The sequence below is a fragment of the Aeromonas sp. 55A genome (assembly GCF_051919665.1).
Lineage (GTDB): Bacteria > Pseudomonadota > Gammaproteobacteria > Enterobacterales > Aeromonadaceae > Aeromonas > Aeromonas veronii.
The window spans coordinates 975165-995000 of sequence record NZ_JBQBEH010000008.1; the positions used below are offsets into that span (position 1 = coordinate 975165).

Consider the following 19836-nt stretch of genomic DNA (forward strand, 5'->3'; position numbering starts at 1 on the left):
GAGAAATACGATGGCAGGCATTTTGACCATGATCCTGGCTGGTGGCGAAGGTACTCGCCTACAGCCTCTGACCACCACCCGCAGCAAGCCTTCCGTCCCCTTCGGTGGCAGCTACCGGCTGATCGACTTTGTCCTCAACAACTTCGTCAACGCCGACTTTCTGCGCATCTATGTACTGACCCAATTCAAATCCCAGTCCCTCTACCTGCATATGAAGAAGGGCTGGAATATCGTCGGCATCACCGACCGCTTTATCGATCCCATCCCGGCCCAGATGCGGATGGGCAAACGCTGGTATGACGGCACCGCCGACGCCATTTACCAGAACCTAGGCTTTATCGAGCGGGCCGAACCGGATCACGTCTGCATCTTCGGCTCCGACCACATCTACAAGATGGATGTGAGCCAGATGGTCACCTTCCACAAGCAGAAGAACGCCGCCATGACGGTCGCGGCACTTCGCATGCCCATCGAAGAAGCGAGCGCCTTCGGGGTGATCGAGGTCGATACCGAAGGGCGGATGATCGGCTTTCAGGAAAAACCAAAGCAGCCCAAGCACATTCCCGGCGATCCGACCCAGGCGCTGGTCTCCATGGGCAACTACATCTTCGAGACCGATGCCCTCTGCCGCGAGTTGAAGCGGGATGCCGCCGAGGAGAACTCCAGCCACGACTTTGGCAAGGATGTGATCCCGAGCCTCTACCCACGTGCCCCCGTCTATGTCTATGACTACAGCACCAACGTCATCCCCGGCGAGAAACCGCACGTCTACTGGCGGGATGTGGGCACCCTCGACTCTTATTGGCAAGCGCACATGGACCTGGTGGCCGACAATCCCCCCTTCTCCCTCTATAACCGCAAGTGGCCCCTGCACACCCACTATCCGGCGCTGCCACCTGCTACCTTCATCGACAGCGACGAGTGCAAGGTGAAGATCGCCAACTCCCTGATCTCCGCCGGTTGCTTCATTCAGGGCAGCCAGATCCAGCGATCCATCCTCGGTTTCCGCTGCAATATCGGCGCGTGCAGCCATATCAGTGAGTCCGTGCTGCTGGGGGATGTGAAGATTGGTGAAGGGTGCTCCATCCGGCGCGCGATTATAGATAAAAATGTTGAAATTGCGCCCGGCACCGTTATCGGTGAAAATCTGGACCACGATAGAGAGCGATTTACCGTATCCGAAGGCGGTATCGTGGTGGTACCTAAGGGAGCAAGAGTTGGCTATTAACCCACTGAAAATCCTGTTTGTTGCCTCGGAAGTTGAGGGGCTGGTCAAGACCGGGGGCCTGGCAGATGTCGCCAGAGCCCTGCCGATGTACCTGGCCCAGAAGGGGCATGATGTCAGGATCATGCTCCCCTTCTACAAGACGATAAAGCGACGGGATGAGGCCAGACTGGTGGCGTCACGCTGGTTGCCAACCCACCCCGGGCTGCCTGATATCGGTTATCGCATCTACCAGATGGAGCTGGATGGCGTCTGCGTCTATCTGCTCGACTGCCCGCAATATTTCGATCGTCCCCAGCTCTACGCCGAAAACAATCAGGCCTATCCGGATAATGGCGAGCGCTTTGCCTTCTTCTCGGCCGCGGCCCTCCATGCCTGCGAGCAGCTCGGCTTTGCCCCTGATATCGCCCACTGCAATGACTGGCACACCGGCCTGCTGCCACTGCTGCTGAAAACCCGTCACGCCCACAACCCCTTCTTCCAGCAGACCCGCAGCGTAATTAGCATTCACAATGCGGCGTTTCAGGGGGTGTTTGGCCGCGAGCAGTTCTGGGCCATGCCCGAGATCGCCGACTACGAACGCCGCATCAACTACGACTACGGCCACGTCAATCTGCTCAAATGCGGGGTGCTCTACGCCGACAAGATCAATGCGGTCAGCCCCAACTATGCCCAGGAGCTGCTGACTCACCTCGGCGCCCACGGCATGGCGCATATCTTCCAGCAGCGGGCGGCGGATCTCTGCGGCATACTCAACGGCTGCGACTACAAGGACTGGGATCCTGAGTTCGACGAATTCCTGCCTGCGACCTACAGCATCGACAACATGGCTGGCAAACAGATCTGCAAAGAGAACCTGCAACAGGAAGCGGGGCTGGCCGTGGCGGACTTGCCCATCTACGGCATGGTTTGCCGCCTGACCGAGCAAAAGGGCGTTCCCCTGCTGCTCCCTGCGCTGGAGAAATTCCTCCACCATCAGGTACAAGTGGTGATCGTCGGCTCTGGCGATCCTGCGCTCGCCACGCAACTGCAAACCATGGCCCGGGATTATCCGGGCAAGCTCGCCTTCATCAACACCTATGACGATCGGCTGGCTCATCTGGTCGAAGCCGGTGCCGACTTTTTCCTGATGCCCTCGCTGTTCGAGCCTTGCGGCCTCAACCAGATGTACAGTCTCGCCTATGGCACCCTGCCACTGGTGCGGGCCGTGGGTGGTCTGAAAGATACCGTGGTGGATTGGGATGCCGATCCCGAGCATGCCACCGGCTTCTGCTTCAACGATCCGACTGCCGCTATCCTGCTCGATACCATGCGCCGCAGCCTGCTCTATTTCCTGCAGGACAAAGAGCGTTTTACCAAGGTACAGCGCAATGCCATGAGCACCCGCTTCAACTGGCCTGACTCGGTCACCCAGTATGAACGGATGTATCAGAGCGCATTGGGCCGTTACTGAACGCCAAACGTCAGCTGATTGCTGAAGTTTTGTACCCTTGGCGCCACTTTGGGCGTCAACAGCGAAAAAAGTCCCCTTTGGCTGTTGACGCTCCCCCAAAACTCTATAGAATCCCCCTCCGCAGTGATGCGAAGGTGGCGGAATTGGTAGACGCGCTAGCTTCAGGTGTTAGTGTCCCACGGATGTGAGGGTTCGAGTCCCTCTCTTCGCACCAATACTGCCATGCTGATTCAGCAGCATGTAAATCCAACTAGAAAACCCGAATGTGCGAAGGTGGCGGAATTGGTAGACGCGCTAGCTTCAGGTGTTAGTGCCCCCCGGGTGTGAGGGTTCGAGTCCCTCTCTTCGCACCATGCTTCTCCAGACAGCATGTAAATCAAAACTGGTAACACAATGTGCGAAGGTGGCGGAATTGGTAGACGCGCTAGCTTCAGGTGTTAGTGTCCCACGGATGTGAGGGTTCGAGTCCCTCTCTTCGCACCATGCTTTATCCAGACAGCATGTAAATCCAGACTGGAAACCCGAATGTGCGAAGGTGGCGGAATTGGTAGACGCGCTAGCTTCAGGTGTTAGTGCCCCCCGGGTGTGAGGGTTCGAGTCCCTCTCTTCGCACCATGCTTCTGACATGTAAAAACAGAGCAATGCGCTCCAACCGCATTTAAAAACCAGCTGGAGAAAATCAGTGTGCGAAGGTGGCGGAATTGGTAGACGCGCTAGCTTCAGGTGTTAGTGTCCCACGGATGTGAGGGTTCGAGTCCCTCTCTTCGCACCATTCATTACGCAAAAGGCCCATCACGAAAGTGATGGGCCTTTTGTTTTTACTCCTTGTTATGGCTATGCTTTTGACGACTCACCGCTCATCGTCATGCCAAGGAACGCATATGATACTGGATACCGACATTCACAACTTTTACGAACATCTGGTGCTCAAGGAGATTGAGAAACAGGGGCTGCAGCAAAAGCTCAACAGCGATCAGATGGCCGACCTCTGCTGCCTCACCCTCAACCAGCTTCCGGCCCACTATATTCGCCACAATGTCGACATGATCTACTTCCTGACCGACGCCAAGCGCACCGAAATGGAAAAGCTGGTGGTCGAATCGCTCAAGGTGGCACAGCAGAAGATCAAGCAGGCTCCCGTCAAAAGCTCATAACCAGGGCTGCTGCCAGAGCAGGGTAACGATACCGGTCAACCCGGCCACTGGCAGCAAGATCAAGGCGGGCCGCAATCCGGGCTCCAGCATCACCCAGGCAGCCAGCAGAAAACCGGCACTCCAGGTGCCGTACTCTTTATCCTGACCCCATGCGAGTACGGCCACCGCCACCAGCAACATCATACCCCGCAATATCCAGCGCATTGTTTTCTCCCCAATCAACAATTGATAATAATTATCATCTTCATCTACTGGGGATGCAAGTGGCGTCACGAGCAAGCTTCGTATGTGGCCCTTTGTGTCAACAGGCCGCTCAAAAACGGGTTATGAGATCAACTAATTTGTGATTTTTTCAATCAAATGTGCATTTTTGCCAATTTGATGGGGCTTTAACCCGCCGGGTTTGTGGTAGATTGCGGCCTCTTTTTGGGTTGCCCCCTCGGGATCGATGTATCCACAGGACGAGAGGGAGTGACCTTGGCGAGCAAGAGTTTAGGAAGTATCTATGCAAAACCAACAAAACCACATCCGACTACCGGGCATGGCACAGGTATTTGCCTGTCTGGCCATTTTCCTGGCCCTGGCATTCTCGTTCACCAGCGTGCTCGATCTGCCGATCCAGCTGGCGTTGTTCATCGCCTGGTTCGTCATCATGGGGCTTGGCATCAAACTTGGCCACGATTACAAATCCCTGGAGCAGGCTGCCGTTGACGGCGTTGCCAAGGGAATGGGGGCCATCCTGATCCTGGTCTCCGTCGGTGCCCTGGTCGGCACCTGGATTGCCGGCGGCATTGTTCCCAGCATCATCTATTTCGGCCTCAAGGTGATCCATCCGTCCATCTTCCTGCTGGCAACCTTGATCATCTGCTCCCTGACCTCGCTGGCCACCGGCACCTCCTGGGGCTCTGCTGCCACGGCCGGCATCGCCATGATGGGGATCGGCCACAGCCTCGGCGTGCCTGCGCCACTGGTAGCCGGTGCCGTGCTCTCCGGCGTCTACTTCGGTGACAAGCTCTCTCCGCTCTCCGACTCAGTAGTGCTGGCTTCGACCATGTCCAACGTCGACGTGGTGGAGCATATCAAGGGGATGCTGCCGATCAGCCTGCTCTCCTATGTCATCACCGCCGTGCTATTCACCGTGGTGGGCATGCAGTATTCGGGCAACGTCAGCCTGGAGCAGGTCAATCTGGTGATGGAGGCTCTCGACAACCAGTTCAATATCACCCCGCTGGCCATAGTGCCGGTGGTGCTGGTGCTGGGCCTGTTGGCCAATCGCAAGCCCGCCTTCCCGGTGATCAGCTTCGGTGCCCTGCTGGGCCTGATCTGGGCCATCGCCTTCCAGGGCATGGATCCGGTCAAGGCGATGCACTCGGCTTATAGTCCTTTTGCCATCACCTCCGGCATCGATTTTATCGACAACATTCTAGGTCGCGGCGGCATGGAGTCCATGCTGGGCTCGGTTGCGGTCATCATCTTCGGTCTCGGGTTTGGCGGCCTGCTGGAGAAGGTCGGTATTCTGGAAGTGATCGCCAGCGCCTTCGAGAAGCGCATCAACAGCGTCGGCAGCCTGACCAGCCACACCATCGGCACCGCGTTTCTGGCCAACGTGTTTGGCTCGGCAATGTATGTGTCGCTGATCCTGACCCCCAAGATCATGGCCAAGAACTACGACCGACTGGGACTGGCGCGCAAGAACCTCTCTCGCAACGCCGAGTTTGGCGGCACCCTCACCTGCGGCATGGTGCCCTGGAGCGACAACGGCATCTTCATGGCCGGGGTTCTGGGGGTGGCAACCCTAGACTACCTGCCCTACATGTGGCTGAGCTTCACCTGCATCATTGTGACCATCACCCTCGCCTACATGGGCAAGGCAGTGAACCGGGTCCCGCTGGTCGCGGCGGCAAGCTCCCGCTAAGCCATCCTGCAAACAACAAAGGCGCCATCGAGGCGCCTTTGTTGTTTCAGAGAAATGCTGTTTGATGGAGCTAACTGATCACCACAAACAAAAACAGCCCTCGTTGCCGAGAGCCGTTTCATCAGACCGATATGCCGATCAGATGGAGAAGCTGGAGCCACAGCCACAGGTCGTGGTGGCATTGGGGTTGGTCACGGTAAAGCGTGAACCCTCCAGGCCCTCGGTGTAATCCACACTGCCGCCAACCAGATATTGCAGGCTCATGGGATCGATCACCATGGTGACGCCATTCTTCTCGACTACGGTGTCCCCGTCGTTGATCTTCTCATCAAAGGTAAAGCCATACTGGAAACCGGAGCAGCCCCCACCCGTGATGTATACCCGCAGCTTCAGCTCGGGATTCTCTTCCTCGGTGATCAGGTTCTTCACCTTGTTGGCCGCCGCATCCGTCATCTGGATGGGCAGCGGGGCTTCTGCTACTGCACTCATTACTGACCTCACAACCATTAGATCCACAAACATGGAAACCGCGAAATTATCCAATACCCGACCATTCAGTTCAAGTATTCACCACGTTTAACCGGCCGCGGGAACCGGAGCAGGCGGTGCGGCGACCAGCGGCTTGATCACCTCACCCCACTCAACCAGCAGCTCTTGCGCCGGTTGCCTGCCATCCTTGTTGATGGTGACACGGATCCGATCCGGCACAAAGCCTTCCGGCAACTGCCAATTCCCTTCCAGCAGCTGGAAATAACGCAGGGCATAGCGCCACTCGCTCACCTTCATCCCGAGATCGCGACCGGTTAGCGTCTTCGGCTTGTCGGCCAGGCTCCCCTCTACCCGGATCTGCACCTGACCACGGAACAGCTCCCGCTTCTTGGCAGGCTGGGTCAGGGCGAGACGATAGTGGTAGCGACCGGGAATGCTGGTCTCCTGCAAGGTCAGGTTGTCGATCACCACCCCCACCTGTTCGCCGGTGGGGCGCATGATCCGCTCGAAAAAGGCCAGCTGGCGCTTGAGCTCCTGCACCTGCGCCTCCTGACTCTTCAGGGTGGTCTGCAACTGCTCAAAGGCCGCTTTCTGGGTCGCCAGCTGGGTATCTTTCACCCCCAATTCGGTCTTGAGCTGGCCGATGGCCTTGCCCTGACGATCCAGCGTCTCCTGCTGTACCACCAACAGACTGCTCTGAGCCAGCTCCTGACGGTTCCCGACAAAGTAACCGATGAGCCCGCCAACGGCTAACACGACCAATAACTTCAATAGATTGGACATAGCCCCTCATCCCGTTATCACGCCATTTACGGCAGCGCCTCTCCCTTCACTATACCGCCCGGACCGAGGTTACAGGCGATAAAGGGAAAAATTAACTGGCCGTGGCGCTGCCATCACCCCGCTTTTGACGCGCGGCGAGCCGTAAAGTTCGCTCCAGGATCTGGGAATAGATGGGCCGGCCACCCAGCCACTGGGCAACCAGAGTCGCCCCGACCGTGGTGATCATCATCGGCAGGATCAGCTGATAGTTGTCGGTCATCTCGGTGACCAGCACGATACCGGTGATGGGGGCACGCACGGTGGCAGCAAACAGCGCCCCCATTCCGGCGATAGCAAAGGCGCCGGGCTCGATGCCAAGCTCCGGAAAAGCCGCATGAAACAGATGGCCGAACACCACGCCAAACAGAGTGCCCAACGCCAGGGTCGGCGCAAACACCCCGCCCGGGGCACCGGAGCAGAAGCAGATGAGGGTCGCAACCAACCGCACCGAGAAGATGAGGAACAGGGTCGCCATCGCATACTCATCCCCCATCAGGTGAGGAATAAGCTCGGTGCCGCCCCCCGTCACCGAGGGGGCAAACAGCGACAGCACACCGAACGTTCCGGCGACCAGCATGCCGATGGCCACAAAACGGTGGCGCTTGTTCTGGTGCAGCGCCAGATAGCCATCCTGACAGGCCAGCACCAGCTTGTTGAAGACAAAACCGAGCACCCCGAAGGTGGCCCCCATAAAGAGGAACAGCCAGAGCGCCTTGAGGGCTGGCGCATCGTAGTGGGGCAGAGTGATCACCGCCCCCTGCCCCTTCATGTTTTGCAGCATCAGGGTAGCCATGATGGCGGAGATGCCCACCGCCTTGATAGCCAGGAAGGAGTAGCGAAACTGCGGTCGCATCTCCTCCATCACGAACAGGATGCCTGCCAACGGCGCATTGAAGGCTGCCGCCAGACCGCCCGCCGCACCGGCGGCCAACAGGGCATGACCATGCTCCTTGGGCAACCGGAAGATATCCGCCACCATCTTGCCGAGGTTGCCACCGATCTGCACCGAGGGCCCCTCCCTCCCCAGCACCATGCCGGAGCTCAGGGTGCAGATGCCACCGAAGAACTTGACCGGCAACACCCGCCACCACCGCACCGGGCGCAGATCGTCCATCGCCCCCTCGATCTCGGGAATGCCGGAACCACCCGCTTCCGGGGCAAAGGTATGAGTGAGGAAGTAGCCGACAAATCCCAGCAAGGCGCTGAAGCCAAAGCCAAGCAGACCGAGCTGCCACCAGGGACGGTCTGCCAGCAAATCGATACGTTGTTCTGCCAGCCAGTGGACACCCGATTCGAACAGACCGCACACCAGTCCGGCCAGGGTGCCGACCAACGCTGCCAGCAGCAGCACCAGCAAGGGCATCTTGTCTTGCCGGATAATGCGGGAAAGCGGCCCCCGCAAAGAGGTATCGGCTTCAGAGGAGAGAGCTTGTTGCGCCATCTTGTTACACCAACTTGGAAACACCATATCGTAAGCTAGCTGAGATCAGGATCACCCGGCGCGTTGCTCGGCTGCCCAGGGCTGGGGCTTTCTGCTATAGTCGGCCCGTTAAATTTTTGTCACGGGAGCAGACCGAGAGTCCGGGTGGCGAGAGCGCAAAGCATACTCCTGATGCCCCTACCTGCCGAGTCTCGATCGACTGCTTTCTCCCGCGTGACGACCAAAATCCCATTAAGGATGATCCATGTCAAAATCAGATCAGCTGTTTGAACAGGCCCGCCAGACCATTCCGGGTGGCGTCAACTCACCGGTCCGCGCCTTCAATGGGGTCGGCGGTACACCCCGCTTCATCGATCACGCCGATGGCGCCTACCTCTATGACGTGGATGGCCAGGCCTATGTGGATTACATCGGTTCCTGGGGCCCCATGCTGCTGGGCCACAACCACCCGGCTATCAAGGCCGCCGTCATCAAGGCGGTGGAAAAAGGGCTGAGCTACGGCGCGCCGACCGAGATCGAAGTGCTGATGGCCGAGAAAGTACGTCAGATCGTCCCCTCCATGGAGCAGGTGCGGATGGTCAACTCCGGCACCGAAGCGACCATGAGCGCCATCCGGCTGGCCCGTGGCTACACCGGCCGCGACAAGATCGTCAAATTCGAAGGCTGCTACCACGGCCACGCCGACTCCCTGCTGGTCAAGGCCGGTTCCGGCGCCCTGACCCTGGGTCAGCCCAACAGCCCGGGCGTACCGGCTGATTTCGCCAAGCACACCCTGACCTGTGTGTTCAACGATCTGGATTCGGTGCGTGAAGCCTTCACTCAGTACGGCAGCGAGATCGCCTGTATCATCGTCGAGCCGGTCGCAGGCAACATGAACTGCATCCCGCCGGTCCCCGGCTTCCTGGAAGGGCTGCGCGCCATCTGTGACGAGTTCGGTGCCCTGCTGATCCTGGACGAGGTGATGACTGGCTTCCGCGTCTCCTTACGTGGTGCTCAGGGTCACTACAACATCGACCCGGATCTCACCACCCTTGGCAAGATCATCGGTGCCGGCATGCCTGTTGGCGCCTTCGGCGGCAAGAAGAAGGTGATGCAGCACATCGCCCCGACCGGCCCTGTCTATCAGGCGGGAACTCTCTCCGGTAACCCGGTAGCCATGGCTGCCGGTCTGACCATGCTGGATCTGCTGCTGGAGCCGGGTCTCTATGAGCAGCTGAGCGCCAAGACTGCGCGGGTTGCAGAAGGGCTGAAAGCGGCCGCAGCCAAACACGGTATCCCGCTCGCCATCAACTATGTGGGCGGCATGTTCGGCTTCTTCTTCACCGAAGAGAACGAAATCACCCGCTATGAGCAGGTCACTCGCTGCGATATGGAACGCTTCAAGCGCTTCTACCATCTCATGCTGGAAGAGGGCGTCTATCTGGCGCCGAGCGCCTACGAGGCGGGCTTCCTGTCATTGGCTCACGGCGACAAGGAGATCGAACATACCCTGGCTGCCGCAGAGCGCAGCTTCGCCAAGCTGGCTGGCTAAATCGCCGCTGGTTGTCGCAAAGGGCCCGTCATGGGCCCTTTTCTATTGCAGTGCCTTCATCACCAGACAGGGCATCGATACGCCCATTTCTGGTGCATTCCCTCTTCGTCACTCACCAATTTGTCATCCTCTGGTGCAACTTGCCCTGCCATCCCTGTCATAAAGCAGGCACACTATTTGCACATTCACCACAAGAGCCCACGTCACCGAGGTCCATATGGCAGAGATGAGCCCCATCGATGTGCTGCGGCGCTATCAGGAGTATCAGGAGGAGTTGACCCCGCTACTGCAGGGGCTGCTCAGCGCCCCCCTTGTCTCGCTCAAGGGGTATCCCTTTGTCGTCAGCATTGACCACTATCAGGGGCCGATGTGCATCCAGCCTGCGGCACCGGCCGCCCATAACCGGTTGCACCTTATCGTGCAGGGGCAAGGACGGGAGATCACCGTCTGTCTGAATCAGCTGATTGGCTGGTTGATGGGGGACAGGGAGCGCCGCCGCGCCATGCCCTGGTTCAAGGCGGTCTATGTAGTGCTCAGCATGGCGCTGTTTCTCATCGTCGCTACCCTGATCTGGCACGGGCTGGAGCAGCTCTACCAGCTATTGTGCGGCGAGCAGCAGAACCAGCTCGGCGCCTTTAGCGCCATCATCTTCCTGACGCTGGCACTGGCGGTGTTCGATCTGGGCAAGACCATTCTGGAAGAGGAGGTACTGCTGCATAAGGATATCTTCCGCCACAGCGCCATTCGCCGCACCATCACCCGCTTTATCGCTGCCATTCTGATCGCGGTCTCCATCGAGGGGCTGTTGCTGCTGTTCAAAGGCTCGCTCGGCCAGAGCGAGCTGCTCTGGCCAGCGGTCGGAGTGATGGGGTGTGCGGTGGGTTTGCTGCTGGCGCTTGGCCTCTATGTTTTTCTGGGGGCCAAGGCCGAAGCGGCACTGGTACAGGCTAGCCTACGCTCTCCACCGCCAGTTGCACAGGGGAGCGACGCGCCGCCCGCCAGGAGGCGTACATGGTCCAGGAGGTATAAATGACGATAAAGGCAACCAGCCACTTCAGCATCTCCATATCCATGGATTTGACCAGCATGGCGGCCAGCACCACACCGATGGGGCCGAAGATGGCCACCGCCAGCACGGCTTTGGCATCAAACGCCCCTTTGCGGATAAAGGTGCCTGCGGAGAAAACGCTAAGCACGGCGGTGGAGCCCATCATGATGGGAAACGCCGCCAGCGGATTCATCCCCAGCAGATAAACCAGTGTCATGCAGGGGGCAAACAAGCCGATACCGACATTCATCAACACTCCGAAGATGAAGTTGCCGAGCAAGGCGATCGCCAACTGGTAGCCGCTGAGCCCCATCGCATCTCCACCAACGGGGAAAAGACCCAGCAGACCGGCAAAGATAAGCCCTGCGACGATCAGTAAGGAGATAGCCATCACCAACCGGATGGTCTGCCGATCAAATGAGGCCACATGGCGAGCCCCCCAAGCTGCGCCTGCGGCGGCGGCCATCATCATGCTGATCAGCGTCAGCGGTTCCACTGCTACTGCGCCGACGAAGATCAGCGACTGAGTCACGGTCGGCAGCACACACTGCCCATTGAGGGTACCCGGCAGCACCCGGTCATCGATCAGCTTGAACTGCTTGTAGCAGGCGGTCTTTACCGCAAAGCTGCCCACCCCTAGGGTATCGAGGAAGTTGGCAACCCCACCGATCAACGCCACCGGCCAGAAGGGGGTCGCCTCAAAGGATCCACTCTGCTTCTTCCGCCAGCAGGCTTGCACCAGCATAAAGATGAATACGAGGCCTCCGGCTATAAAAACCAGCCGTAAAATATCAACTAACATAGGGGTTTCTCCTGCAACGGGCGGCGATTCTAAGGCAAGCAGCAGAAAAAATCTTGACCGGAATTAAGCAATGCTCACGACACACCTCTGCGAGGCGAAAAATTTATCAATAGACTCCGAACGACTCTGCTAATACTTGTTACTGAGGCCAACAGGCCGGGTCCTGAGCACGTTGTTATGGTCCTTTCGCGACGACCACTTGTGCCAAAGGACATAATAAAAAAGAGGGCCGGTAGTGATACCGACCCTCTTTCTGTATCTGGCCGGGGCGCTGGGCCTCGACCATGACAACTGCTTATTGAATGCTCTTGCCGGCACGCACGTCCTTGATAAACCCCTTCAGGCTGGCCAGATCACGGGGGGCACCGCGCAGGATCTGATCACCGATGATGAAGGCCGGAGTACCGGAGATACCGAGCGCTTCAGCCAGCGCACGGTTGGTACCGAGGTTCTGGTCAATGCTGCCATCCTTGATCTTGGCCTCCACCTTGCTCCAGTCAACACCGGCCGCCACAGCCAACTGCTTGACCTGTGCTTCATCAGCGAGCGGGCCCTGATGGGTATAGAGCTTTTCGTGGAACGCCTGGTACTTGTCAGGCTGACCCAGCTGGACCGCCAGCGCAGCACGGGCGGCGAAGTAGGAGGACTCGCTCAGAATGGGGAACTGCTTGTAGATGTAACGGATATCTTTATCTTCCGCCATCAGCTGCTTGACCAGCGGATGGGCCCGTTTGCAGTAACCGCAGTTGTAATCGAAAAACTCCACAATGGTCAGCGACGCCTTCGGATTCCCCATCTCGGGATCCTGATTGGCATAAAGCTGCTTGGAGTGAGCCTTGATCAGCGCCTTGTCACTCTCGGCCTGCTGGCTCTCCTGCTTGGCACGCAGGGCATTGGACATCTCGACCAGGATCTCGGGGTTCTTGACCAGATAGTCGCGAACGATTTGCTCGACATCGCTTTTGGTCAGCTCGCTTGCATGTACCGGCGTCGCCAGCAGGGTCACACCAGCCAGCGCGCAAAACAGGGCATTTTTAATAGTCATAACGTTATCTTGCAGAGGATATGATAGAGGCCACTATAGTGGTTGAGTCTTTTTTCAAGTCAAGTTATCTGGCCAAAAAAGCGCTTGATACGCTCTGATTGCCACTTTTTCATGTCGTTTAGCGCAATTAACCAGCAATCGAACCGGACGGGGATTTACAAGCCGGATCAGCATGGTAATATTCGCCGCACTGCTGCGGAGGGGTGGCAGAGCGGCTGAATGCACCGGTCTTGAAAACCGGCGATGGGCGACCATCCGTGGGTTCAAATCCCACCTCCTCCGCCATTCATACCGAGCCCATGCAACCATGTTGCGTGGGCTTTTTGTTTGCCTGCAATTTGCCACTCCTCATAGATCTCAACACATTAGTCTTCTTGGTGATGCATCCGATCGGTTGAGTTGATATGATGAACTCTTTTGAGACCGACAGCTTCATGGCATCCATCACCGTTCACTGCCCTCGCTGCAACTCTGACCACGTATATCGCCATGGGAAGACCCCTGCCGGCCATGTTCGCTATCGTTGCCCCGTCTGTCCGCACGTGTTTCAGCTCACCTACACCTATGAAGCCCGCAAGCCTGGCGTCAAAGACAAGATTGTTGATATGGCGTTCAACGGCTCAGGTGTTCGTGATACTGCTCGCGTCCTCAAGATTGGCATCAACACAGTCATACGCACCCTAAAAAACTCACCCCAAGGCAAGTAACCTCCGAAAAGGTGGTGCTCGATGACGTGGCACTTATCTGTGAACTTGATGAGCAATGGGCCTATGTTGGCAACAAACAGCATCGACATTGGCTTTGGTATGCTTTTGATACCAAGAGAAAACGAGTCGTGGCATATACCTTTGGCCCACGCAACGATGAGACATGCCGTCGGTTGCTGAGCCTGCTTTCTCCGTTCCAGATAGGCTTTATCACCAGTGATGATTGGGGAAGCTATGCCAGAGAGGTGCCGAGCGAGATGCATCTGACCGGGAAGATATTCACCCAGCGTATCGAGCGTAACAACCTGACGCTCAGAATGCGCATCAAGCGATTGGCTCGCAAGACCATCTGCTTCTCTCGTTCCGTTGAGCTCCACGAGAAAGTGATTGGTGCCTTTATAGAAAGACACCATTTCAACTGATTGGAGTCATTACCGTCTTCTTCAACTCCTTTCTTGATCTTCTCACCTGCGGGCTAAATAGCTGCCACAAGCCCTCCTATCAACATCGAACCTCTGCGTTCCTGCGCGTTTCCCTTCCCAATTCCTTATTACCCCAAACAACAAGGACCCAAAGCAGCAACCACTGCGCCTACGTGTTAGCACAGCCAACATGTAGTGGTCTAATCATCCCGGACACCATTTTAGGTGGTACAGTCGCCACCATGACCTGAGGTGTTCAATGACAAGACTACGTCGCTCATTTACTGCCGAATTCAAACTAGAAGCCGCATCCCTGGTGCTCGACCAGGGATATTCAGTCCCCGAAGCCAGCCGTTCACTGGACGTTGGTGAAACCGTACTGCACCGCTGGGTTCAGCAGCTTCAATCCGAACGCTGTGGTACAACCCCAATCAGCAAAGCATTGACTCCGGAGCAGCGGAAAATTCAGGAGCTGGAAGCCCGTATCAACCGGCTCGAACGTGAAAAGGATATACTAAAAAATGTATGATCTGCTCCTTATCTGCAAGCTTCAACTGATTTCCAGAAGTCGTTTGCGTCAATGTATCCGGCCTGTCTGTGAGCCGTTTTCCGGCTCTGGCCTTGATGGGATCCGCACGTCATCGTCCTAATAAAGCTACCAGTCACGAGAGACTGCTTTTTTAGCCAGGCTGCAACGTCGTGGGGTAAACGCTTCTTTCATCTGTTTTGGGCTCGCAAAACCGGGTATGAGTTCTATCAGTTAAACGGCTGAACTCGTGTTGGGATACGGTTGGTAATCCCTGCCGGATGTCAGCACTTTCCAGCAAATTCGCATTATCTTGTTGGCCAGGGCGATAAGTACCACATGGTGGTGATGGCCGACCTCTAGCCTGGCGACCCATTCGCCTAACGATGATTTGTCACGCTTCATGTGAATTTTCAGCGCTTTGGCGCCCTGAATAACCATTTGCCTTAAATAGCTATTGCCACGCTTACTGATCCCGCCGAGCGAAGATTTGCCGCCCGTTGAATATTGCCTGGGGACCAGCCCTAACCAGGCTGACAGGTCGCGGGCTTTCTTGAATTGTGAGCCATTGCCAATTGTGGCAATCAACGCGGTTGAGACAATTGGTCCAATGCCGGGGACGGTACTGATTTTTTGGCACAAACTCGATATGCTCGAGGCTTGTCCGAGCATGAGGCTCATGTCATCAATCTGAATATCCAGCTGTTGCCACCGTTCTCTCAGACGCAATACCAGAGCGCGGATAAAGTCAGGCAAGCCATGCTCGGCATCTTCAAGGATCGTCGGCAGAGAGCGCTCGAAGACTTTTCTGCCGACTGGCACGGTGAGCCCATATTCCAGCAGCAACGCTCGCATCTGATTGACAGTGGCGGTTCGTTCGACGATGAAACGCTGACGGACGCGATGAGTCGCCTGCAATGCCAACTGTTCATGAGATTTCAACGGGACACAGCGCATAGTGCCTCTGCTACCAGCCTCGGCAATGGCGGTGGCATCGTTGAAGTCATTCTTGTTCGATTTGAGGTAGGGCTTAACAAATTGAGCGGGAATAATCTTGGGCTCGAACCCCGCCTGTTGGAACAGGCGTCCCCAGTATTGCGAACCAGGACATGCCTCGAAGGCAACCCGACAGGGTGGAGTCGTACTGATGAACTGTTTCAGTTGTGAACGAGTGAGCTTTTGCTTGGTCAATACATGCCCCATGCGATCCATCGCCACCAGGTGAAACCAGTTTTTGCCTAAATCGATCCCGTAAATGTAAATCTGCGCTTGAGTCATGATGAGCCTCCTTGATGCTGGCTCCAGCATAGCGGGGTAGATGGAGCAGACCATCCCATTAGGCTACTGCTCTCTTGATGGCGGACGAGTTCACACGTACGCGCTGATAGACCGATTAGGGAGCAAGCCCCCATCACCCTGGTCTGCTGCGCTTTCGATGTTCCCACCTCCTGTTTTTACGATTATCTGGCTCGCAGGCGGACGATTAACCGTGAGCGTATGCAGCAGCGCTGTGAGTTGCGCCGTTTGTTCAAAGAAAGCCGGAACTCAGCGGGCAGCCGTGCCTTGATGTCGATGATGCGGGAGTTGGGGTATCAGATTGGCAGATTCAAAGTACCTAACCTGATGAAGGAAGCCGAGCTGGCATCCAAACAGCCGGGCGCACACCGCTATAAGGTGGCACAGTCTGAACGACCGGACATTCCCAATCTGCTGGCCCGAGAATTTGATGTCCAGCAACCCAATCAGGTGTGGTGTGGCGATATCACCTACGTCAGGGCCGGTGGTCGCTGGCATTACCTGGCAGCGGTGCTTGACCTGCACACCCGGCGGGTCGTGGGCTGTGCGATGTCTGATAAGCCTGATGCAGAATTGGCAATCAAAGCACTGGAGATGGCTTATCAGCAGCGGGGTTGCCCATCCGGTGTGCTATTTCACTCCGACCAGGGCAGCCAATATGGCAGCCGGGCATTTCGGCAACGACTGTGGCGCTATCGCATGACCCAGAGCATGAGTCGGCGTGGCAACTGCTGGGATAACGCCCCGATGGAACGGTTGTTCAGAAGCCTGAAGTCAGAGTGGCTCCCGGCTATGGGATATATGAGCTTGCGAGAGGCGAAACGAGATATCAGTTATTACCTGATGGATTACTACAATTGGCGGCGTCCACATCAACACAATGACGGGATACCGCCAGCACAAGCCGAAGATCGGCCTAACCAAGTGTCCGGATTTAGTTGACCACTACAACACACTCTCTGGCATAACGTCAGTGGGCGACTAACAAAATCATGGACAAACAGAGGGCTCAAAAAGAAAGACTTCAGCTAACACAGGACGCAGATGCCCAGGAAAGATCGCAAGCCAGGCGAGCATACGATTCGTGGGTCATGACTACGCCAGAGCCGCCATACAGAGCGACAGCGGTTCAAGAGTACCAAGCGGAACATCAGGCTATTTGTGGAACCAGAAAGCAGCGGCGAGTAACAATAAGAACAGAGGAAAGGAGATAGGACCGATCAAAAATCAGGCTACCTTCTGAGTTTCAGGTAATAAAAAACCCCGCTCGATGAGCGGGGTTTCTTGTATTGGGTGCCTGGCAGTGTCCTACTCTCGCATGGCGAATGCCACACTACCATCGGCGCTACCGCGTTTCACTTCTGAGTTCGGCATGGGATCAGGTGGTTCCACGGCGCTATGGCCGCCAGGCAAATTCTTAATCTAGAAAGCTGACGTGAGTAGTGATGTTTCGCTTGGCTTGTCACTATCACTGAATTTTGAGTAGTTCGCTTGGTATTTGCTACAAGCCTTAGAACACTTCTTGGGTGTTGTATGGTTAAGCCTCACGGGTAATTAGTATGGGTTAGCTCAACACGTCGCCGCGCTTACACACCCCACCTATCAACGTTGTGGTCTCCAACGGCCCTTTAGGACCCTCAAGGGGTCAGGGATGACTCATCTCAGGGCTCGCTTCCCGCTTAGATGCTTTCAGCGGTTATCGATTCCGAACTTAGCTACCGGGCAGTGCCACTGGCGTGACAACCCGAACACCAGAGGTTCGTTCACTCCGGTCCTCTCGTACTAGGAGCAACTCCCTTCAATCATCCAACGCCCACGGCAGATAGGGACCGAACTGTCTCACGACGTTCTGAACCCAGCTCGCGTACCACTTTAAATGGCGAACAGCCATACCCTTGGGACCGACTTCAGCCCCAGGATGTGATGAGCCGACATCGAGGTGCCAAACACCGCCGTCGATATGAACTCTTGGGCGGTATCAGCCTGTTATCCCCGGAGTACCTTTTATCCGTTGAGCGATGGCCCTTCCATTCAGAACCACCGGATCACTATGACCTACTTTCGTACCTGCTCGACCTGTCCGTCTCGCAGTTAAGCTGGCTTATGCCATTGCACTAACCTCCTGATGTCCGACCAGGATTAGCCAACCTTCGTGCTCCTCCGTTACTCTTTGGGAGGAGACCGCCCCAGTCAAACTACCCACCAGGCACTGTCCGCGAGCCCGATTCAGGGCCCTGCGTTAGAACATCAAACATACAAGGGTGGTATTTCAAGGACGGCTCCAGCGCAACTGGCGTCACGCCTTCAAAGCCTCCCACCTATCCTACACATGTAGGTTCAATGTTCAGTGCCAAGCTGTAGTAAAGGTTCACGGGGTCTTTCCGTCTAGCCGCGGGTACACCGCATCTTCACGGCGAATTCGATTTCACTGAGTCTCGGGTGGAGACAGCATGGCCATGGTTACACCATTCGTGCAGGTCGGAACTTACCCGACAAGGAATTTCGCTACCTTAGGACCGTTATAGTTACGGCCGCCGTTTACCGGGGCTTCGATCAAGAGCTTCGCTTGCGCTAACCCCATCAATTAACCTTCCGGCACCGGGCAGGTGTCACACCCTATACGTCCACTTTCGTGTTTGCAGAGTGCTGTGTTTTTGATAAACAGTCCCAGCCATCTGGTCACTGCGACTCCCAACTGCTCCATCCGCAAGGGACTTCACTGTCAGGAGCGAACCTTCTCCCGAAGTTACGGTTCTATTTTGCCTAGTTCCTTCACCCGAGTTCTCTCAAGCGCCTTGGTATTCTCTACCCGACCACCTGTGTCGGTTTGGGGTACGATGACTTGTAATCTGAAGCTTAGAGGCTTTTCCTGGAAGCAGGGCATCAATGGCTTCCACACCGTAGTGTGTTCGTCTCGTGTCTCAGTGTTGTGTCTCCGGATTTGCCTAGAAACACCACCTACGCACTTTCACCAGGACAACCGTCGCCTGGCCCACCTAGCCTTCTCCGTCCCCCCATCGCAATTACAAGTCGTGCAGGAATATTAACCTGCTTCCCATCGACTACGCCTTTCGGCCTCGCCTTAGGGGTCGACTCACCCTGCCCCGATTAACGTTGGACAGGAACCCTTGGTCTTCCGGCGAGGAGGCTTTTCACCCCCTTTATCGTTACTTACGTCAGCATTCGCACTTCTGATATCTCCAGCATACCTCTCGATACACCTTCGCAGACTTACAGAACGCTCCCCTACCACTCACACATAAGTGTGAATCCGCGGCTTCGGTGCCTGGTTTGAGCCCCGTTACATCTTCCGCGCAGGCCGACTCGACTAGTGAGCTATTACGCTTTCTTTAAATGATGGCTGCTTCTAAGCCAACATCCTAGCTGTCTGAGCCTTCCCACATCGTTTCCCACTTAACCAGAACTTTGGGACCTTAGCCGGCGGTCTGGGTTGTTTCCCTCTTCACGACGGACGTTAGCACCCGCCGTGTGTCTCCCGGATATTACTTACTGGTATTCGGAGTTTGCATGGGGTTGGTAAGTCGGGATGACCCCCTAGCCCAAACAGTGCTCTACCCCCAGTAGTATTCGTCCGAGGCGCTACCTAAATAGCTTTCGGGGAGAACCAGCTATCTCCGAGTTTGATTGGCCTTTCACCCCCAGCCACAGGTCATCCCCTAACTTTGCAACGTTAGTGGGTTCGGTCCTCCAGTTGATGTTACTCAACCTTCAACCTGCCCATGGCTAGATCACCCGGTTTCGGGTCTACACCTTGCAACTAGACGCCCAGTTAAGACTCGGTTTCCCTACGGCTCCCCTATACGGTTAACCTCGCTACAAAATGTAAGTCGCTGACCCATTATACAAAAGGTACGCAGTCACCCCGAAGGGCTCCCACTGCTTGTACGTACACGGTTTCAGGTTCTATTTCACTCCCCTCACAGGGGTTCTTTTCGCCTT

At 56.4% G+C, this 19836-nt stretch carries 14 protein-coding genes, 6 tRNA genes, 2 rRNA genes and 2 pseudogenes (1 of these 24 cut by a window edge); 15 read left to right on the forward strand and 9 right to left on the reverse strand.

Annotation, left to right across the window (positions count from 1 at the left end):
- The first annotated feature begins 10 nt into the window (after positions 1-10).
- From glgC to ACTG2G_RS08505, 8 genes are all read left to right on the forward strand, one after another.
- Complete coding sequence (gene glgC, locus ACTG2G_RS08470) at positions 11-1228, forward strand: glucose-1-phosphate adenylyltransferase (RefSeq protein ID WP_005340236.1); 1218 nt, start codon at positions 11-13, stop codon at positions 1226-1228.
- Positions 1218-2678, forward strand: coding sequence for a glycogen synthase GlgA (gene glgA, locus ACTG2G_RS08475; protein ID WP_439985363.1), 1461 nt, complete (start codon positions 1218-1220; stop codon positions 2676-2678). Before glgC ends, glgA begins: the two co-directional genes overlap by 11 nt.
- Before the next feature lie 128 nt (positions 2679-2806).
- A tRNA-Leu gene (locus tag ACTG2G_RS08480) sits at positions 2807-2892 on the forward strand.
- 53 nt (positions 2893-2945) lie between these two features.
- Positions 2946-3031 (forward strand) — tRNA-Leu (locus ACTG2G_RS08485).
- 44 nt (positions 3032-3075) lie between these two features.
- A tRNA-Leu gene (locus ACTG2G_RS08490) sits at positions 3076-3161 on the forward strand.
- A gap of 46 nt (positions 3162-3207) precedes the next feature.
- Positions 3208-3293: transfer RNA gene (locus ACTG2G_RS08495), tRNA-Leu, on the forward strand.
- 71 nt (positions 3294-3364) lie between these two features.
- Positions 3365-3450: transfer RNA gene (locus tag ACTG2G_RS08500), tRNA-Leu, on the forward strand.
- 109 nt (positions 3451-3559) lie between these two features.
- Complete coding sequence (locus ACTG2G_RS08505; RefSeq protein ID WP_005343036.1) at positions 3560-3832, forward strand: late competence development ComFB family protein; 273 nt, start codon at positions 3560-3562, stop codon at positions 3830-3832.
- Here ACTG2G_RS08505 and ACTG2G_RS08510 read toward each other — a convergent pair.
- The gene (locus ACTG2G_RS08510; RefSeq protein WP_005357820.1) at positions 3827-4036 is read right to left on the reverse strand and encodes a hypothetical protein; all 210 of its coding nucleotides are present in this window, start codon (positions 4034-4036) and stop codon (positions 3827-3829) included. The genes ACTG2G_RS08505 and ACTG2G_RS08510 overlap by 6 nt on opposite strands.
- A 301-nt stretch (positions 4037-4337) precedes the next feature.
- On the opposite strand from ACTG2G_RS08510, the gene nhaC reads away from it, so the two are divergent.
- On the forward strand, positions 4338-5747 hold the full coding sequence (nhaC, locus tag ACTG2G_RS08515; RefSeq protein WP_047438574.1) for a Na+/H+ antiporter NhaC: 1410 nt from the start codon (positions 4338-4340) through the stop codon (positions 5745-5747).
- 138 nt (positions 5748-5885) lie between these two features.
- On the opposite strand, the gene erpA is transcribed toward nhaC, so the two are convergent.
- From erpA to clcA, 3 genes are all read right to left on the reverse strand, one after another.
- Entirely contained in the window at positions 5886-6236 is a 351-nt protein-coding gene (gene erpA, locus ACTG2G_RS08520) for an iron-sulfur cluster insertion protein ErpA (protein ID WP_005340225.1), read from the reverse strand.
- Positions 6237-6323: 87 nt separating this feature from the next.
- A complete protein-coding gene (locus tag ACTG2G_RS08525; protein WP_005343032.1) occupies positions 6324-7019 on the reverse strand; it encodes a DUF6776 family protein in 696 nt (231 codons plus the stop codon).
- Between the two features lie 91 nt (positions 7020-7110).
- Entirely contained in the window at positions 7111-8499 is a 1389-nt protein-coding gene (gene clcA / locus ACTG2G_RS08530) for a H(+)/Cl(-) exchange transporter ClcA (RefSeq protein WP_439985364.1), read from the reverse strand.
- Positions 8500-8743: 244 nt separating this feature from the next.
- Here clcA and hemL point away from each other — a divergent pair, with 244 nt between their 5' ends.
- The gene (gene hemL, locus ACTG2G_RS08535) at positions 8744-10030 is read left to right on the forward strand and encodes a glutamate-1-semialdehyde 2,1-aminomutase (RefSeq protein WP_076495780.1); all 1287 of its coding nucleotides are present in this window, start codon (positions 8744-8746) and stop codon (positions 10028-10030) included.
- Positions 10031-10247: 217 nt separating this feature from the next.
- Complete coding sequence (locus tag ACTG2G_RS08540) at positions 10248-11063, forward strand: hypothetical protein (protein WP_245099365.1); 816 nt, start codon at positions 10248-10250, stop codon at positions 11061-11063.
- On the opposite strand, the gene ACTG2G_RS08545 is transcribed toward ACTG2G_RS08540, so the two are convergent.
- Both ACTG2G_RS08545 and ACTG2G_RS08550 read right to left on the reverse strand, forming a co-directional pair.
- Positions 10978-11880, reverse strand: a complete 903-nt coding sequence (locus tag ACTG2G_RS08545; protein ID WP_245099368.1) for a sulfite exporter TauE/SafE family protein — start codon at positions 11878-11880, stop codon at positions 10978-10980. The two genes, ACTG2G_RS08540 and ACTG2G_RS08545, sit on opposite strands and share 86 nt — an antisense overlap.
- 295 nt (positions 11881-12175) lie before the next feature.
- A complete protein-coding gene (locus ACTG2G_RS08550) occupies positions 12176-12925 on the reverse strand; it encodes a DsbA family protein (protein ID WP_042084194.1) in 750 nt (249 codons plus the stop codon).
- Positions 12926-13122: 197 nt separating this feature from the next.
- Between ACTG2G_RS08550 and ACTG2G_RS08555 the strand changes: the two genes are divergently transcribed.
- The 3 genes and pseudogenes from ACTG2G_RS08555 to ACTG2G_RS08565 form a co-directional block, all read left to right on the forward strand.
- Positions 13123-13210: transfer RNA gene (locus tag ACTG2G_RS08555), tRNA-Ser, on the forward strand.
- A gap of 149 nt (positions 13211-13359) precedes the next feature.
- Positions 13360-14054 (forward strand): IS1 family transposase gene (locus ACTG2G_RS08560; RefSeq protein WP_270657729.1). Its coding sequence is split into 2 segments (ribosomal slippage): positions 13360-13606 and positions 13606-14054, totalling 696 coding nucleotides; the frame shifts between segments, so codons are not numbered across the junction.
- A 259-nt stretch (positions 14055-14313) separates the two neighbouring features.
- A pseudogene (locus tag ACTG2G_RS08565) lies at positions 14314-14574 on the forward strand (transposase); the annotation flags it as partial.
- Positions 14575-14814: 240 nt separating this feature from the next.
- Here ACTG2G_RS08565 and ACTG2G_RS08570 read toward each other — a convergent pair.
- Entirely contained in the window at positions 14815-15858 is a 1044-nt protein-coding gene (locus ACTG2G_RS08570) for an IS110 family transposase (RefSeq protein WP_439985365.1), read from the reverse strand.
- 61 nt (positions 15859-15919) lie between these two features.
- Here ACTG2G_RS08570 and ACTG2G_RS08575 point away from each other — a divergent pair.
- Positions 15920-16818 (forward strand): annotated as a pseudogene (locus ACTG2G_RS08575) (IS3 family transposase); the annotation flags it as partial.
- Positions 16819-17171: 353 nt separating this feature from the next.
- Here ACTG2G_RS08575 and rrf read toward each other — a convergent pair.
- Together rrf and ACTG2G_RS08585 are read right to left on the reverse strand one after the other, a co-directional pair.
- Positions 17172-17286, reverse strand: a 5S ribosomal RNA gene (gene rrf / locus ACTG2G_RS08580).
- Positions 17287-17409: 123 nt separating this feature from the next.
- Positions 17410-19836 (reverse strand): 23S ribosomal RNA (locus tag ACTG2G_RS08585) (it continues 463 nt past the right edge of the window).